Origin of the sequence: Streptomyces sp. NPDC101151 (assembly GCF_044768335.1) — a bacterium.
Taxonomy (GTDB): domain Bacteria; phylum Actinomycetota; class Actinomycetes; order Streptomycetales; family Streptomycetaceae; genus Streptomyces.
The window spans coordinates 87,804-103,907 of record NZ_JBIWPP010000008.1 but is presented as its reverse complement, the minus strand read 5'-3'; the positions used below and the strand labels follow the sequence as shown (position 1 = coordinate 103,907).

Genomic DNA, 16,104 nt, shown 5'->3' with positions numbered 1-16,104 from the left:
CCACCCCCTGTGCTGAACGATCTCGACGAACGCATCGTGCACGCCCTCGCCGAGGACGCCCGCCGCTCCTACGCGGACATCGGGCAGCTGGTCGGCCTGTCCGCGCCCGCCGTCAAGCGGCGCGTGGACCGGCTGCGGGCCACCGGAGCCATCACCGGATTCACCGTGCGGGTCGATCCCGCGGCGCTCGGCTGGGAGACCGAGGGGTTCGTCGAGATCTACTGCCGGCGCAACACCTCGCCGGAGACCATCCAGCGGGGTCTGGAGCGCTACCAGGAGGTCGTGGCCGCGTCGACCGTCACCGGCGAGGCGGACGCGGTCGTCCAGGTCTTCGCTTCCGACATGCGCCACTTCGAACGGGTGCTGGAGCGCATCGCGGGCGAGCCGTTCGTGGAGCGCACCAAGTCGGTACTGGTCCTGTCGCCGCTGCTGCGGAGGTTCTCGTCGGGCTCGCCCGGCTAGGGCCCCTCTTCCGGATCCTGCCGGGGTCGTGGGGTCTGGGCGTTCACTTCGCCCGGCGGCCGATCGCCCGCAGCAGACGGCGCATGCCACCGGCGTGCCCGCCGCTGCTGACGACCAGCAGCCGGTACAGCATTCCGCTCCAGCCGGGGAAGGCGGCCCGGGTCTCCGCGCTCACGCGCGTGCGGCCCGGGCCGTGCTGTTCCAGGCGGAAGACCAGCGCGTACCGCGCGAAGCGATGACGGCCGGTGAGGACCAGTTCCCGGCCCGGAACCACGGTGGTGACCGTGAAGCCGGGGATCGTGGAGCCCTCGGCGAACGGGCGCGGGCCGGAGGCCTTCCGGTCGGCGCAGCCGACCAGCTCGGCGTAGCGGGCCGCTCCGTCGGAGGACCGGTCCATGACCTCGCCGATCGCCCGCCAGACCGCGTCCGGCCCTGCCATGAGGACGGCCGTGTGCGTGTCGACGTACGGCAGCGAGTGCGGCTTCATCCGGGCCCCCTCGGGCTGTCCGGCCCCCTCAGTCCGCCGTCTTGCGGGCCAGGGCGTTGTTCCCTATCGAATTGTGCACGCTGAAGCTCACCGCGTCCGAGCGGTAGCGGTCGTCCGACCACTCCACCGGACGGCCTTCACGGGTCGTCGTCACACGGCGGACCCGCAGCAGCGGGCTCGTGCGGCGGACGGCGAGCAGCTCGGCGTCCTGGGCGCCCGCTGCCACCGCGTCGATGATGTGCTCGCCATAGGCGAAGACCAACCCCGTCTCGTCGTACAGACGCTGGGTGACCGACGGGCAGTCGGGCTCGATCGCCTCGACCGCCGGCGCGATCCAGTCCGCGTACACCGTCCGCTCCAGCAGTACCGGCTCGCCGTCCAGACCGCGCACGCGCAGCACATGCAACACCCGTGTGCCGGCGGACAGTTGGAGTCGCACGGCGTCCTCCTGCGTGGCGGGGCGGTACTCCTGCGCCACCACGTGTCCGGTGGCCTCGCGGCCCATGGCCCGCGCCCACTGGGCGAAGCTGCGCAGTTCCTCGAAGCTCTGGCTGCGGCGGCTGGCGAGCACCACGCGCCGGGCGCCCTGACGGGAGCCGATCAGGCCCTCGGTGGTGAGGGTCGCGACGGCCTGGCGGACCGTGCCGCGCGAGACGCCGTAGTGCGTCGCGAGTTCCGACTCCGAGGGCAGCCGGCTGCCGACCGTGTACTCCTCGCGGTCGATCGCGCGCCGCAGTTCGTCGGCGATCTCCTCGTGTCGCGCCGTCATGCTTCCCCTCTGCGTAGGTCGCTGTGCACAGCGTGACCAGCCTAATCGAGACCCTGGCGTGATCTGTAACGGTCTGGATTGTGCAGCCAGATGGGGGCCAAAGTTTCGCTGAGGTTTACAGACAGGACACCGGCAACGGGCGTACTGTGACGCAACTTGTTCAGACAAGTTCTCCGTACTTCACCCTTCGCACCGCCCCAACCCTCGTGCGCACCCCTGGAGAGACCGTGACCGTGTCCCTGCCGAGAAACGCCGTCCTCGGCGGCTCCCTCGCCGTCGTCGCCGCGCTCGCCCTGAGCGCCTGCGGCGCCGCCCCCGACAACGCGTCCACCAAGACCAAGGACGGCAAGAACGCCGCCACCGCCACCTCCGCGGCCGACTTCGGCGGCCTCGACGCCCTGGTCAAGGCGGCCAAGAAGGAGGGCACGCTGCATGCCATCGCGCTGCCCCGCGACTGGGCCAACTACGGCGCCCTCATCGACGGCTTCCAGAAGAAGTACGGCATCAAGATCGAGGTGGAGAGCCCCGACGGCTCCAGCCAGGACGAGATCAATGCCGTCACCACCCGCAAGGGCCAGGACCGCACCCCCGACGTCCTCGACCTCGGCAGCTCCTTCGCCCTCAGCGCCGCCCAGCAGGGCCTGCTCGCGCCCTACAAGGTGGCCTCCTACGACGACATCCCCGAGGGCCAGAAGGACCCGCAGGCCCGCTGGTTCAACGACTACGGCGGCTACATCTCCATCGGCTGCGACGCCAAGCGAGTGAAGGCCTGCCCGACCACCTTCAAGGACCTCCTCAAGCCGGAGTACAAGGGCAAGGTCGCGCTCAACGGCAACCCGACCAAGTCGGGCTCGGCCTTCGGCGGCGTCTACGCGGCCGCGCTCGCGAGCGGCGGCTCCTTCGACGACATCCAGCCCGGCCTCGACTTCTTCGGCAAGCTCAAGAAGAACGGCAACTACACGCCCGTCGAGTCCACCCCGGCCACCGTCGAGAAGGGCGAGACGCCCATCAGCATCGACTGGGACTACCTGAACGCCGGCTACGCCGACGAGTTCAAGTCCAAGGGTGTGGACTGGAAGGTCGCCATCCCGGCCGACGGCCAGTACGCCCAGTACTACTCCCAGGCCATCAACAAGGACGCCCCGCACCCGGCGGCCGCCCGCCTGTGGCAGGAGTACCTCTACAGCGCCGAGGGCCAGAACCTGTGGCTCAAGGGCTACGCCCGCCCGGCCCTGATGACCGCGATGGACAAGGCCGGCACCCTCGACAAGACGGCCGCCGCCAAGCTCCCCAAGGTCACCGGCACGCCGTCCTTCCCGACCGAGGCCCAGCAGAGCAAGGCCAAGACGGTCATCGCGCAGGGCTGGGGTAAGGCCGTCTCCGGATGACCACCGCTCTCCCGCGTGCGGACGTGGCGCCCGTCGCTTCGGCGAAGCGACGGCGCCGCGCCCCCGGCTGGCTCGCCGTGGTGCCGCTGCTGGCGTTCACGGCGATCGCCTTCGGGCTGCCCGCCCTCGCCATCCTGGACGGCGCCTTCACGGTCAAGGACCAGACCACCGGCGCCACGTCCTACACGGCCGAGAACCTCTCGGCCTCACTCCAGGGCCCGTACCTCACCGCGCTGATCGGCAGCGTCAAGCTCTCGGCGATCTCCGCCGGGCTCGGCGCCCTGCTCGGGCTGCCCCTCGCGCAGGCCGTGGTCAGTTCCCGCTCGCGCGCGCTGCGCGAGGCCGTACTGACCGCCTCCGGCGTGCTCGCCAACTTCGGCGGCGTCCCGCTGGCCTTCGCGTTCGTCGCCACCCTCGGCAACGCCGGCGTCCTGACCATGCACCTGGGCCTCACGGACAAGGGCTGGGACCTCTACAGCTTCTGGGGCCTGGTCCTCGTTTATCTGTACTTCCTGATCCCGCTGATGGTCCTCACCATCACCCCGGCCCTGGACGGCCTGCGGGTCCAGTGGCGCGAGGCCGCGCTGAACAACGGCGCAACAGGTGTGCAGTACTGGCGGCACGTGGCCCTGCCCGTCCTCGCGCCCTCCCTGCTCGGCGGTCTGGTGCTGCTGTTCGGCAGCGCCTTCGCCGCCTACGCCACCGCCGCCGCGATGGTGGGCAGCGCGGTCCCGCTCGTCACACTGCAGATCGCCGACGCCCTCTCCGGCAACGTGCTCGTCGGCCAGGAGAACGTCGCCCTCGCCCTCAGCCTCGACATGGTGCTGGTGGCAGGCCTGGTCATGGCCGTGTACCTGCCCCTGCAACGACGGAGCGCCCGATGGCTCGACGCCTGACCCCCTGGCGCTGGGCCGTCCTCGGCCTGGCCGCCCTGTACTTCCTGGTGCCGCTCGGCGCGTCCGTGGTCTTCACGGTCGACGTGCCCGGCCACGGCATCTCCTTCGACGCCTACACCCAGATCCTCTCCACCGACGGCTTCGTCTCCAGCCTGCTGCTCTCGCTGGAGCTTGCCGTGGCCACCATCGCGGTGGTCCTGCTGCTGATGGTGCCCGCCGTGGTCGCGCTGCGGCTCGGCGCACCCCGGCTGCGGCCGGTGGTGGAGGTGGTGTGCTCGCTGCCGCTGGTGGTGCCGCCGATCGCGTTCGTCGCGGGGATCGCGACCGTGCTGAAGTGGGGCCCGGAGCATCTGTCCAGGACCCCGCTCTTCCAGACCATCGTGGCGATCCAGAACGAGAACTTCCCCGTTGTGCTGGTCCTCGCGTATGTCGTGATGGCGCTGCCGTTCGTCTACCGCGCCCTGGACGCGGGCCTGCGCGCCATCGATGTGCGCACCCTCGTCGAGGCCGCCCGCAGCTGCGGGGCCTCCTGGCCGCAGGCCCTCGTCCGGGCCGTGCTGCCGAACCTGCGCGGGGCGCTGCTGAACGCGGCCTTCCTCACGCTGGCGCTGGTCCTCGGCGAGTTCACCGTCGCCCGGCTGCTCGGCTTCGAGCCCTTCGCCGTGTGGATCTACAACGTCGGCGGCTCGCAGGCCCAGATGTCCGTCGCCGTGTCCGTGCTCAGCCTGCTCGTCACCTGGGCTCTGCTGCTTGCGCTCGCCGGCGCCGGCGGACGTACCCGAACCGCTTCCTCCCGGGGATGAACCATGACCGTCACCACGCTTGAGAAGGCCGCCGCCGAAAAGGCGGCAACCGTCGAATTCCGGGGGCTCAGAAGGGAGTTCGGGGCCACAGTCGCCCTCGACGGACTCGACCTGACCGTGCGCCCGGGGGAGTTCCTCGCCCTGCTCGGCCCGTCCGGCTGCGGCAAGACCACCGCGCTGCGCATGCTCGCCGGGTTCGAACACCCCGACTCCGGTGCCGTGCTGGTGGACGGCGAGGACGTCACCCACGTGCCGGCCCACCGCCGGGACGCCGGGATGGTCTTCCAGTCGTACAGCCTCTTCCCGCATCTGAACGCCGTCGACAACGTCGCCTTCGGACTGCGCATGCGCAAGGTCCGTGCGGCCGAACGACGCGCCCGTGCCACCGAGTTGCTGGAGCTGGTCGGCCTGGGCGACAAGGGGGAGCGGTACCCGCACCAGCTCTCCGGCGGCCAGCAGCAGCGCATCGCGCTCGCCCGCGCCCTCGCCCTGCGGCCGCGTGTCCTGCTGCTCGACGAGCCGCTGTCCGCGCTGGACGCCAAGGTGCGCCTGACCCTGCGCGAGGAGATCCGCAGGCTCCAGCAGGAACTCGGCATCACCACCCTCTTCGTCACGCACGACCAGGAGGAAGCCCTGTCGGTCGCCGACCGGGTCGCCGTCATGCGCGCCGGCCGGCTCGAACAGTGCGCCGAGCCCGCCGAGCTGTACGGCCGTCCCGCCACCGCCTTCGTCGCCGAGTTCGTCGGCACGATGAGCCGGCTCCCGGGCGAGCTGAAGGACGGCACCGTCGAGGTGCTCGGGCAGCGGCTGCCCGCCGACGGCGAGGCGCCGAACGGCGAGGTGGACGTCCTGGTGCGGCCCGAGTCCGTCCAGGTGCGCGCCGACGAGCAGGGCAGTGCCCGGGTCGTCGCCACGGCCTTCCTGGGCGCCGTCGTCCGGGTCACCGTGCGGCTCGCCGACGGCACCGAGGCCAAGGCCGACCTGCCCGCGCACGAGGCCGCCGGGCTCGGTGCCGGATCCGCCGTCGGCGTGTCGCTGCCCGAGCGGCCGGTGCTGGTGGCCGAACGTATCCAGAAGTGAGGAACGACAACAACGTGACCCCCCACACCCCCGCACTCCCGCTGCAGGCCGTCCTGTTCGACATGGACGGCACGCTCGTCGACACCGAGCGCCTGTGGTGGGAGGCCGTCGAGCAGGTCGCCGGACGCCCGCTGACCGAGGCCGACCAGCCGGAGGTGCTCGGCCGTCCGGTCGAGCACACCGCCGCCTGGCTCGCCACCGCCACCGGCCGGGCCGACGCCGGTCTCGCGGCCGAGCTGCACCGGGAGTTCGCCGCCCGCGTCAGCACCGGAATCGTGCCCCGCCCCGGCGCGCTCGACCTGCTGGACGCGCTGGCCGGCGCCGGCGTCCCCACGGCCCTGGTCACCGCGTCCCCGCGCGCGGTCGCCGACGTCGTGCTCGACGCCCTCGGCGCCGGACGGTTCGCGGTCTCGGTCACCGCCGACGACACCCCCCGCACCAAACCGGACCCCGACCCCTACCTCGCCGCCTGCCGGGCCCTCGGCGTCGAACCGGCCGCCTGCGTCGCCGTCGAGGACACCGAGACCGGCGTGGCCTCCGCCGAGGCCGCCGGGTGTGCCGTACTCGCCGTGCCGTCCCTCGCGCCGATCGGCGCGGCACCCGGGCGGACCGTGCGCGACAGCCTCGTCGGCGTCACTCCGGAGGAGCTGCGCCAGATGGTCGCACCCGAACTCCGGGTCATGAGCTGGAACCTGTGGCTCGGCGGCAGCGAGGTCGACGACCACCGCGCCAAGCAGATCAAGGCCGTCCTGGAGTCCGGCGCGGACGTGGTCGGTCTGCAGGAGACCGGCGGCAGTGCCGCCCAGGAGCTGGCCGAGGCCCTCGGCTGGTACCACCACCGGGCAGGGGAGAACCTCGGCGTCATCAGCCGGCACCCCGTCACCGCCCGCTTCGGTGACCCGGACGTCGGCTTCTACGGCGCCGCAGGCGTCCGGATCCAGGTCGGGCCCGGCCGCGAGGTCGACGTGTGGACGGCCCACCTGCACTACACGCCGTACGGCCCCTACGAGGCCGCCTTCGACGGGCTCGGCGCCCCCGAGCTGATCGCCCACGAGGACGTACGGCTCGGACAGATGCGGGACACGCTGGGCCGGATCGGCGCATCCTCCCGCGACGGTGTCCCGGTCGTCCTCGTCGGCGACTTCAACTGCCCCTCCCACCTGGACCGGCCGGACGTGGCCTGGCCGGTGACGCGGGCGGCGGCGGACGCGGGTTTCGCCGACTCCTACCGTGAGGCCCACCCGGACCCGGCGGCCGAGCCCGGGCACACCTGGTCGCCGATCCACCCGGTCCACGAGGACGGCAGCGGACGGCCCGAACCGCAGGACCGGATCGACTACGTCCTGCACCGGGGCCTGACCGTGCGGGACGCGCGGACCTTCGTCCTCGGCATCCCGCGTCCCTGGCCCGACGTGGCGGACAACGACTGGCCCTCGGACCACGCGGCGGTGGTGACCACCTTCGCGCTGCCCAGGAACTGACCCTGGGTTACCGCAGGTCACCATTGCGGACCAGGTGATGATCCCGTAAGTTGTGCCCGCTCTTTCTACTGACTGGTAACACCGGGCAGGTACCCATGCGCTGGCCTGTCGGCCGTCCCACCACCGTCCGTGCGCGGATCGTGGCGCTCGCTCTCGCCCCGGCCGTCGCCCTGATGGCCCTGTGGAGCTTCGCCATGGTGTCGGTCACGGCCGAGACACGCGCGCTGATCCGGCTCCAGGGGGTGTACGAGGATTTCGGCACCCCCGTGGACACCGCGATCGGGCAGATCCAGATCGAGCGCCGGCTGTCCGCCGCCTACCTCGGCGCCCGTCTCGACACGACCGCCGCCGCCGACCTGCTCGGGCAACAGCGCCGTACCGACCGGGCCGTCGACGCCCTGCGGCAGGCGGTCCGGGACGGGGACCGCGGCCGGCTCACGGGCCGGCAGCGGCAGGCCCTGGACGCCGTGGTCGCCGCCACCGGGAAGCTGGAGGGGCTGCGCGAGCGCGTGCTGTCCCGGGACATCACCTGGGACCGGGCGGTCGACGAGTACAGCACGCTCGTCGAGCCCGGCTTCGACGTGCAGTCCACGCTGACCGCGCTCCAGGCCGGGCAGCTCGCCCGGGAGGCGCAGGTCGTCGTCGAGCTGGTGCGGGTGCGCGAGTTCGTGTCCCGGGAGGACGCCCTGGTCGCCGGGGCGCGGGCGGCCGGGACCCTGACCGACCGGCAGTACGACGCCCTGACCGCGACCATCGAGGACCGGCGCGTCTTCGAGCGGACGTATGTGCCGGACCTGCCCGCCGACTCGCGCGGCCTGTTCGAGGAGTTCCAGCGCGGGGACCTGCACCGGTCGCTGGTGCGGGGCGAGGACGCGCTGCTGCGGTCCGGTGCGGACCGGGCCGGGGAGGCCGTGGCGGCGGACACCTGGCGGTCGACCACCGACCGGGCCGTCAAGCGCTACATGCAGCTGTGCACCCGCTCCGCCGAGAACTCCGCCGCGCGCGGCCGGGCCTTCGCCTACCGCGAGCTGACCAAGGCCGCCGTCGTCGGCGCGGTCGGGCTGGCCGCCGTGGCGCTGTCGCTCTGGTTCGCGGTGCGCGGCGCGCGGCGCATCTCGCGCCGCCTGGAGACCCTGCGGGACGCGGCCGACGTGCTCACCGCACGGCAACTCCCGGACGTCATGCGCAGGCTGAGCGCCGGTGCGGAGGTGGACGCGCTCGCCGAGGCGCCACCGCTCGCCGCCGACGAGGTCAGGGACGACGAGATCGGCCAGGTCGGCCGGTCCTTCAACACCGCGCGGCTCGCCGCCGTGGAGGCCGCCGTCAGACAGGCCACCCTGCGCCGGGGGCTGTTCGCGGTGCTGCTCACCATCGCGCGCCGCAACCAGGCGCTGGTGCACCGGCAGCTGAAACTCGTCGACACGCTGGAGCGGCGCACCGACGACCCGGACATCCTGCGCCAGCTGTTCCGCATCGACCATCTGACGACCCGGATGCGCCGGCACGCGGAAAGCCTGATCATCCTCTCCGGAGCGGCGCCCGGCCGCCGCTGGCGCAGGCCCGTGCCGGTCGCGGACGTCGTCGCCTCTGCGGTGAGCGAGATCGAGGACTACGCACGCGTCGTGGTGCCGCCGATGCCCGAGGTCGGCGTCGCGGCGGACGCGGTCGCCGACGTCGTGCACCTCGTCGCCGAACTCCTGGAGAACGCCACGGTGTTCTCGCCGCCGCACACCCAGGTCACCCTGCGCACCGGACGGGTCGGCAGCGGATTCGTCCTGGAGATCGACGACCGCGGGCTCGGCCTCGACGCCGAGCAGCGCACGGCGGCCCAGCGCACCCTGACCGATCCCGACGCCTTCGACCCCACCCGGCACGACCGGCTCGGCCTGTACGTCGTCGGCCGCCTCGCAGCCCGGCACGGCATCGAAGTGAACCTGCGGGACTCCCCTTACGGGGGTACGACCGCGGTGGTGCTGCTGCCGCAGGAGGTGCTGGCCGAGGTGGAGCCGGCCGGTGCGGGGGCAAGGGGCGGGGCCGAGCCGGTGCCGGCGGGTGCGGCGGCAGGGGGCAGTGCCGAGGCGGAGCCGGCGGGTGCGGGGGCAAGGGCCGGGGCCGAGGTGGTGCGCCTGCGGCAGCGCCCGGAGTCCGCCGCACCGGTGCCGGAGCTGCCCTCGCGGAGGCGGAGCACGCCCGAGCCCGTTCCCGAGCCGTACGACCCCACCCCCGCCCTGCCCACCCGCACCCGTCAGGCCTCCCTCGTCCGGGAGCTGCGCGACGATCCGCCACCCCGTGACGCGGCACCCGAGCGCGAGCCCGACGCCGAGGAGATGCGTGCGATCTTCGGCGCCTTCCAGCGGGGCCTGGACCGCGGCCGCAAGGGCCTGCCGGCGGCCACCGACACGGGCGGCGCGCCCCGCGACACGGGCGGCGCGCCCCGCGACACGGGCGGCGCGCCCACCGGCCCGGGCGACCCGGCCAGCGCCGCGGACGCAGTGACCACCCACGCCGACGAAGGGACGGACACCGACGATGCACGGTGACGACCAGACCCCCGAGACCCCGGCCCTGCCCGCCGGAGCGCCCGGCACGGATCTCGGCTGGCTGCTCGACGACCTCGTGGCCCGCACCGACCACGTCCGCCAGGCCGTGCTGCTCACCGCCGACGGCATGGCGCTGAGCTGCTCGGAGGGCATGCGCCGACGGGACATCGAGCACCTGGCCGCCGTCTGCGCCGGCTTCCACGGTCTTGCCCGATCGGCGGGGGAGCGGTTCGAGGCCGGAGGGGTGCGGCAGACCATGGTCATGCTGGAGGACGCCTACCTCTTCATCACCCCGGCCGGCCACGGCAGCCGCCTCGCCGTACTCAGTGAGGCGCGGACCGACGTCGGACAGCTCGCCCACGAGATGGCCCTGCTCGTCCGCCGCCTCGGGCGCCATCTGGACGCCGCGACCCGCTCGGCCCCCTGATCCCGCGGTGAGCGACGAGCACTGGTACGAGGACGAGACCGGGTCGATGGTGCGCCCCTACACCGTGACCCGGGGCCGCACCCGGCCCTCGGAACAGCACGCGATCGATCTGATGTCCCAGGTCACCGCGCTGGAGCCGGACGGCGCGGCACAGCCGGAGCTCGACCATGCGCGCGCCTCCCTGCTCGACCTGATCCGCCGCGGCCCACGCCCCGTGGCCGAGCTGGCCGCGGACGCCGACCTGCCCCTGACCGTCGTCCGTGTCCTGCTCGGCGACCTGGCCGAGGCCCGGCTGGTCCGTATCGACCGGCCCCGCCGCGTCCAGGCCACGGGCCCGGCCGCCGATCCTGGGCTGCTGCGGGAGATCATGGAGCGACTGAAGGAGCTGTAGGGGCGGCGCCGGTCAGGCCTCGACGAGGCCGGCCGGCCCACCGACGGCCGTCTCGCCGGGTGACCGGCGGGCGCCGGTCGCTCAGAGCGCGGGGTTCCAGGGGACGACCTTGAAGTCGCCCGTGCCCTGCTTCACCTTCTCGAAGGGAGCCGACGACACGCAGGGCGGCAGGTCCTTGGTGTCCGTGGGGCTGCCGACCCCGGCCCAGCTGTAGCCCAGCCGGTCGTGCCGGCCGAGGTCGTGGACCGTGATGCCGACCCGCCTGCCCTTGGCCCCCGGCAGGTCCGAGGCCGTGATCACACCGGAGACGACGGCCACCTTCCCGCCGGTGACCAGGCAGTCCACCGTCGCCTTGGCCCAGGCGCCGTCGCCGTCCAGGTAGTGGCTGAACTCGAAGGTTCCGGTGGCCTTCCGCGGATCCTTGGTGTCCTTCGCGGCCAGATGCGCGTCGAAGGAGAAGGTGATGTCGTCCCCGGCCGACCGGTACAGCTTGGCCGTGCCGGTGAGCGCGGCGGCCTCCCGCCCGTGGTGGCGCTGCGAGCCGTTCCCCGAGGCCGTCGCCGACCCCGCCGCTCCGGCGGTGATCAGCAGGGCGGCGGTAACGGCGGCGATCTTCGTACGACGCTGCATGACGGTCCTTTCCGCAGGTCAAGCGTGTGAACCTGAACGCTCACCACTCTCCCGGCGCCGGCCCTTCGGCACATCGCTCCCCGGGCGGCACCCCGCCTCCCCCGTCCGGCGGGGAAGACCCGCCGTGACCTGCGTCTCAGGGGGGACGAGAGCCCCTCCGGAGGGCGCGCAACGAATCGCCGCCCGACCCCCGACCCACGCAACGAACCGCGCACCGGCGCGCAACGGCTCCTTCTTGTCCGGCCGAGCGCGCCGACCGTACCTTCTATCTGGCCCCCGAACCCCCTCTTCCGGTGAGGAACCCGCATGCGCACCGCACTGCTCCAGAGCTCCGGCCGCCCCGGCTCGATCGTCGAGAACCTCAAGGTCCTCGACGAGGCCGCGGGCCGTGCCGCCGCCGCGGGTGCCGCGCTGCTGGCCGCACCGGAGATGTTCCTCACCGGCTACGCGATCGGCGACGGCATCGCCCGCCTCGCGGAGCCCGCCGCCGGCGACTCCGCCGACGCGATCGCCGAGATCGCCGCACGGCACGGCCTGGCGATCGCCTACGGCTACCCGGAGCGCGACGGCGAGACCGTCCACAACTCCGCCCAGCTGATCTCCGCCGAGGGCATCCGGCTCGCGAACTACCGCAAGACCCACCTCTTCGGCTGCTTCGAGCGCGATCACTTCACGCCCGGCGAGCAGCCGGTCGTCCAGGCCGAGCTGAACGGCCTCACCGTCGGCCTGATGATCTGCTACGACGTCGAGTTCCCGGAGAACGTCCGCGCCCACGCGCTGGCCGGCACCGACCTGCTGATCGTGCCGACGGCGCAGATGCATCCCTTCCAGTTCGTCGCCGAGTCCCTCGTGCCGGTGCGGGCCTGGGAGAACCAGATGTACGTCGCGTACGTCAACCGGGTCGGGCCCGAGGGCGATTTCGAGTTCGTCGGACTGTCCGTGCTGGCCGGCCCCGACGGCATCGCCCGCACCCGCGCCGGCCGCGCCGAGGAGCTGGTCTTCGCCGACGCCGACCCCGCCTTCCTGGCCGCGTCCCGCGAGGCGAACCCGTACCTGAAGGACCGCCGCCCCGGCCTCTACGGGTCCCTGGTCTGACCCCCGGAGCCCTCGCCGCCGCCGCCACCCGAGCCCTCCCCGTCTTCACCCCCGCGCAAGGAGTCCGTACCCCATGACGTCCACGGTGCCCAACGCCGTCGAGCACGCCGACGAGCAGCAGCCGCCGATCACCATGTTCGGCCCGGACTTCCCCTACGCCTACGACGACTTCCTCGCCCACCCGGCGGGCCTCGGCCAGATCCCCGCGACCGAGCACGGCACCGAGGTCGCCGTCATCGGCGGCGGTCTGTCCGGCATCGTGGCGGCCTACGAGCTGATGAAGATGGGCCTCAAGCCCGTCGTCTACGAGGCCGACCAGATCGGCGGCCGGCTGCGCACCGTCGGCTTCGAGGGCTGCGACGAGTCGCTGACCGCCGAGATGGGCGCGATGCGCTTCCCGCCGTCCTCCACGGCGCTGCAGCACTACATCGACATGGTCGGCCTGGAGACCAGGCCCTTCCCGAACCCGCTGGCCGAGACCACCCCGTCCACCGTCGTGGACCTCAAGGGCGAGTCGCACTACGCGGAGACCGTCGACGACCTGCCCCAGGTGTACCGGGACGTCGCCGAGGCATGGAACAAGTGCCTCGAAGAGGGTGCCGACTTCTCCGACATGAACCACGCCATGCGCGAGCGGGACGTACCGCGCATCCGCGAGATCTGGGCGAAGCTCGTCGAGAAGCTCGACAACCAGACCTTCTACGGCTTCCTCTGCGACTCCGACGCCTTCAAGTCCTTCCGGCACCGCGAGATCTTCGGCCAGGTCGGCTTCGGCACCGGCGGCTGGGACACCGACTTCCCGAACTCCATCCTGGAGATCCTGCGGGTCGTCTACACCGAGGCCGACGACCATCACCGCGGCATCGTCGGCGGCTCCCAGCAGCTGCCGCTGCGCCTGTGGGAGCGCGAGCCGCAGAAGATCGTGCACTGGTCCTACGGCACCTCGCTGGCGAGCCTGCACGAGAACGGCGAACCCCGCCCGGCCGTGACCCGGCTGCACCGCACGGCGGGCAACCAGATCACCGTGACGGACGCGAACGGCGACATCCGTACCTACCAGGCGGCCGTCTTCACGGCTCAGTCCTGGATGCTGCTGTCCAAGATCGCCTGCGACGACGCGCTGTTCCCGATCGACCACTGGACGGCGATCGAGCGCACGCACTACATGGAGTCGAGCAAGCTCTTCGTGCCCGTGGACCGGCCGTTCTGGCTGGACAAGGACGAGGAGACGGGCCGTGACGTCATGTCGATGACGCTCACCGACCGCATGACCCGCGGCACCTACCTGCTGGACGAGGGCCCGGACAAGCCCGCCGTGATCTGCCTGTCCTACACCTGGTGCGACGACAGCCTGAAGTGGCTGCCGCTGTCCGCGAACGAGCGGATGGAGGTCATGCTGAAGTCGCTCGGCGAGATCTACCCGAAGGTCGACATCCGGAAGCACATCATCGGCAACCCGGTGACCGTCTCCTGGGAGAACGAGCCCTACTTCATGGGCGCGTTCAAGGCCAACCTGCCCGGCCACTACCGCTACCAGCGGCGCCTGTTCACGCACTTCATGCAGGACCGGCTGCCGGAGGACAAGCGGGGCATCTTCCTCGCCGGCGACGACATCTCCTGGACGGCCGGCTGGGCCGAGGGCGCGATCCAGACCGCGCTGAACGCCGTCTGGGGCGTCATGCACCACTTCGGCGGGGCGACCGACGCGACCAACCCGGGCCCGGGTGACCTGTACGAGGAGATCGCCCCGGTGGAGCTGCCCGAGGACTAGGTCCGGTCCGGCGGACCGGACCTGGACCCGGCGGACGGGCGCTATACCCCTGCGGCCCGCGCCTTCTCGTAGACCTCCGCGGCGACGTCCTTGAGTTCCTGGGCGTCGCGCGGAGTGATCTGCAGGTCGACCAGGATCTCGTCCAGGCCGATCGCGGCATGTGCGACCAGGTCCTCCACGATCTGGTCGGCATCACCCTGGAAGGGCTGGCGGCCCTCCCCGTCGAACGCCTTCGCCGAGTACATCGCGTTCACCCGCAGGGCCGTCCGGATCGGCTCCTTGCGACCGCGCTCGGCGGCCAGGTCCTGCAGTTCCTGCCACTGCGCGGCGATCTGCTCCACGCCCATGCCCACCGGCAGCCAGCCGTCGGCGTGGTCGACGAGCCGCGTCAGCGCCTTCTTGTTGCTCGCCGCCAGCATGATGGGGATGGGCCGGGCGGGCTTGGGTCCCACCACGGCGGAGTCGATCCTGCTGATACGGCCGTCGTGGTGCACCGGGTCGGGGCCCCACACCGCGCGGCACACCTGGATGATCTCGTCGAGCACCTTGCCGCGCTCCGCGATCGGCCGGATGCCCGAGGCCGCGTACTCGTCCAGCGACCAGCCGGTGCCGAATCCGGCGATCACCCGGCCGCCGCTCGCCGCGTCCAGCGTGGCGAGGGACCTGGCCAGCTGGAACGGCTGATGCAGGGGCGCGACCAGCACGCTGGAGCCCAGCTGGACCCGCTCCGTGACCGCGGCGGCCAGGGCGAGCGTGACCAGCGGCTCGGCCACACTGCGGTAGAAGTCGGGCCAGGGCAGGCCCTCGATGCCGTACAGGCCCTGGGCCGCGGGCTCGGGGAACAGCGCCCGCTCGTACACCCACAGGCTGTCGTATCCGATCTGCTCGGCGGTGCGTGCCACGTCGGGCACGTCCTTGCCGAGGTCGTACTGCCGATTCTGCGGAAGGCCTAGTCCGAGCCTGGTCGCCATGTGCCGAGTACTCCTTCGAGATCGGTTGCCGCTTCAACCTACAGCGATCACCGCCGAGTTCCGGCGAGGCGAGGCGGGGTTGGCCGGATCGAGGCGCCTCAGCCGGGCAGCGGCGTGAGCAGCATGCGGCCCGCGAAGCCGACAGCCGCGTCGAGGCGTTCGGTGAACTCATCGGCCACCTCCTCGCAGTGCCGCAGCGCCCACAGAGCCCGCGCCGCGGCCCAGGTCGCGTCCCGTGCTCGCTCCAGGCTCCAGGACCCGAGCAGATGGGTGAGCGGGTCGGCGATCTGCAGCACGTCGGGGCCCGGCATCAGATCCTCGCGGATGCGCTCCTCCAGCGAGGCGAGGAGATCACCCACGCGGTCGAACTCGTCCTCCAGGTCGGCCGGTTCGCAGCCGAGCGTACGACAGGCGTCCACCACGGCGAGCGCCAGATCGTGCCCGATGTGCGCGTTGATGCCCGCCAGCGCGAACTGCAGCGGCCGTACACCGGGGTGGCGGCGGAATTGGAACAGAGGGCGCCAGCAGGCGGGTGGACGGCGGCCCCGGGCCACCTCGTCGACCGCCGCCAGGTATCGCTCGGCGAACCGGGTGTCCAGCACGGACGCCGCCCGCGGATCCGTGAACTCCCCGGCGTTCAGGCGCTGGTCGACCTCCTCGGTGACGGTGAGGTAGACGCGGTTGAACACGGCGACCCCGTCCCACTCGGGCAGGTCCGCGTCGAGGGCGCGCATCCGGGAGAGCACGGCGTCGACGGGCGTGGTGAAGTGTTCCAACTGCGCCATGGGGGAAGGGTGACAGCCCTAGGCTGACCCGCATGCCGACCGGCCCGGTGCTTCGCCGGAACGGGGGAACGGGAAACGCGGGGCGGGGGCTGCACCGTGCGGGAAGGGCCGCAGCGGCACTGTGCGGA

16 protein-coding genes are annotated in these 16,104 nt (G+C 72.3%); 11 read left to right on the top strand and 5 right to left on the bottom strand.

The window, feature by feature from the left end:
• The first annotated feature begins 9 nt into the window (after window positions 1-9).
• Window positions 10-462 carry an Lrp/AsnC family transcriptional regulator gene (locus ACIRU3_RS17505; RefSeq protein WP_404057105.1) on the top strand — a complete coding sequence of 151 codons (453 nt, stop codon included), beginning with the start codon at window positions 10-12 and terminating at the stop codon, window positions 460-462.
• Between the two features lie 43 nt (window positions 463-505).
• Here the strand turns inward: ACIRU3_RS17505 and ACIRU3_RS17500 are convergent, their stop codons facing one another.
• Both ACIRU3_RS17500 and ACIRU3_RS17495 read right to left on the bottom strand, forming a co-directional pair.
• The gene (locus ACIRU3_RS17500) at window positions 506-949 is read right to left on the bottom strand and encodes a hypothetical protein (protein WP_404057103.1); all 444 of its coding nucleotides are present in this window, start codon (window positions 947-949) and stop codon (window positions 506-508) included.
• A gap of 28 nt (window positions 950-977) precedes the next feature.
• On the bottom strand, window positions 978-1,718 hold the full coding sequence (locus tag ACIRU3_RS17495) for a GntR family transcriptional regulator (protein ID WP_404057101.1): 741 nt from the start codon (window positions 1,716-1,718) through the stop codon (window positions 978-980).
• A gap of 227 nt (window positions 1,719-1,945) precedes the next feature.
• Between ACIRU3_RS17495 and ACIRU3_RS17490 the strand changes: the two genes are divergently transcribed.
• The 8 genes from ACIRU3_RS17490 (at window position 1,946) to ACIRU3_RS17455 (ending at window position 10,724) form a co-directional block, all read left to right on the top strand.
• Window positions 1,946-3,106, top strand: coding sequence for an ABC transporter substrate-binding protein (locus ACIRU3_RS17490; protein WP_404057099.1), 1,161 nt, complete (start codon window positions 1,946-1,948; stop codon window positions 3,104-3,106).
• Window positions 3,103-4,002 carry an ABC transporter permease gene (locus ACIRU3_RS17485; protein WP_404057097.1) on the top strand — a complete coding sequence of 300 codons (900 nt, stop codon included), beginning with the start codon at window positions 3,103-3,105 and terminating at the stop codon, window positions 4,000-4,002. The genes ACIRU3_RS17490 and ACIRU3_RS17485 overlap by 4 nt, the downstream gene beginning before the upstream one ends.
• Window positions 3,987-4,805 (top strand): ABC transporter permease, encoded by an 819-nt coding sequence (locus tag ACIRU3_RS17480; protein WP_404057095.1) that lies wholly within the window; start codon window positions 3,987-3,989, stop codon window positions 4,803-4,805. Before ACIRU3_RS17485 ends, ACIRU3_RS17480 begins: the two co-directional genes overlap by 16 nt.
• 3 nt (window positions 4,806-4,808) lie before the next feature.
• Window positions 4,809-5,885 carry an ABC transporter ATP-binding protein gene (locus ACIRU3_RS17475; protein WP_404057093.1) on the top strand — a complete coding sequence of 359 codons (1,077 nt, stop codon included), beginning with the start codon at window positions 4,809-4,811 and terminating at the stop codon, window positions 5,883-5,885.
• 14 nt (window positions 5,886-5,899) lie between these two features.
• Window positions 5,900-7,366 carry an HAD-IA family hydrolase gene (locus ACIRU3_RS17470; RefSeq protein WP_404057091.1) on the top strand — a complete coding sequence of 489 codons (1,467 nt, stop codon included), beginning with the start codon at window positions 5,900-5,902 and terminating at the stop codon, window positions 7,364-7,366.
• 95 nt (window positions 7,367-7,461) lie between these two features.
• Window positions 7,462-9,906 (top strand): nitrate- and nitrite sensing domain-containing protein, encoded by a 2,445-nt coding sequence (locus ACIRU3_RS17465; protein WP_404057089.1) that lies wholly within the window; start codon window positions 7,462-7,464, stop codon window positions 9,904-9,906.
• A complete protein-coding gene (locus ACIRU3_RS17460; RefSeq protein WP_404057087.1) occupies window positions 9,896-10,333 on the top strand; it encodes a roadblock/LC7 domain-containing protein in 438 nt (145 codons plus the stop codon). The genes ACIRU3_RS17465 and ACIRU3_RS17460 overlap by 11 nt, the downstream gene beginning before the upstream one ends.
• Window positions 10,334-10,340: 7 nt before the next feature.
• Entirely contained in the window at window positions 10,341-10,724 is a 384-nt protein-coding gene (locus ACIRU3_RS17455; protein ID WP_404057085.1) for a DUF742 domain-containing protein, read from the top strand.
• A gap of 81 nt (window positions 10,725-10,805) precedes the next feature.
• On the opposite strand, the gene ACIRU3_RS17450 is transcribed toward ACIRU3_RS17455, so the two are convergent.
• Window positions 10,806-11,354, bottom strand: a complete 549-nt coding sequence (locus tag ACIRU3_RS17450; RefSeq protein WP_404057083.1) for a Repetin — start codon at window positions 11,352-11,354, stop codon at window positions 10,806-10,808.
• A gap of 306 nt (window positions 11,355-11,660) precedes the next feature.
• On the opposite strand from ACIRU3_RS17450, the gene ACIRU3_RS17445 reads away from it, so the two are divergent.
• Together ACIRU3_RS17445 and ACIRU3_RS17440 are read left to right on the top strand one after the other, a co-directional pair.
• Window positions 11,661-12,449, top strand: a complete 789-nt coding sequence (locus ACIRU3_RS17445; protein WP_404057081.1) for a carbon-nitrogen hydrolase family protein — start codon at window positions 11,661-11,663, stop codon at window positions 12,447-12,449.
• Between the two features lie 73 nt (window positions 12,450-12,522).
• On the top strand, window positions 12,523-14,220 hold the full coding sequence (locus tag ACIRU3_RS17440; protein ID WP_404057079.1) for a flavin monoamine oxidase family protein: 1,698 nt from the start codon (window positions 12,523-12,525) through the stop codon (window positions 14,218-14,220).
• A gap of 41 nt (window positions 14,221-14,261) precedes the next feature.
• On the opposite strand, the gene ACIRU3_RS17435 is transcribed toward ACIRU3_RS17440, so the two are convergent.
• The gene (locus ACIRU3_RS17435; protein ID WP_404057077.1) at window positions 14,262-15,191 is read right to left on the bottom strand and encodes an LLM class F420-dependent oxidoreductase; all 930 of its coding nucleotides are present in this window, start codon (window positions 15,189-15,191) and stop codon (window positions 14,262-14,264) included.
• 98 nt (window positions 15,192-15,289) lie between these two features.
• Complete coding sequence (locus ACIRU3_RS17430) at window positions 15,290-15,976, bottom strand: DUF5995 family protein (protein ID WP_404057075.1); 687 nt, start codon at window positions 15,974-15,976, stop codon at window positions 15,290-15,292.
• Window positions 15,977-16,104: the final 128 nt, after the last annotated feature.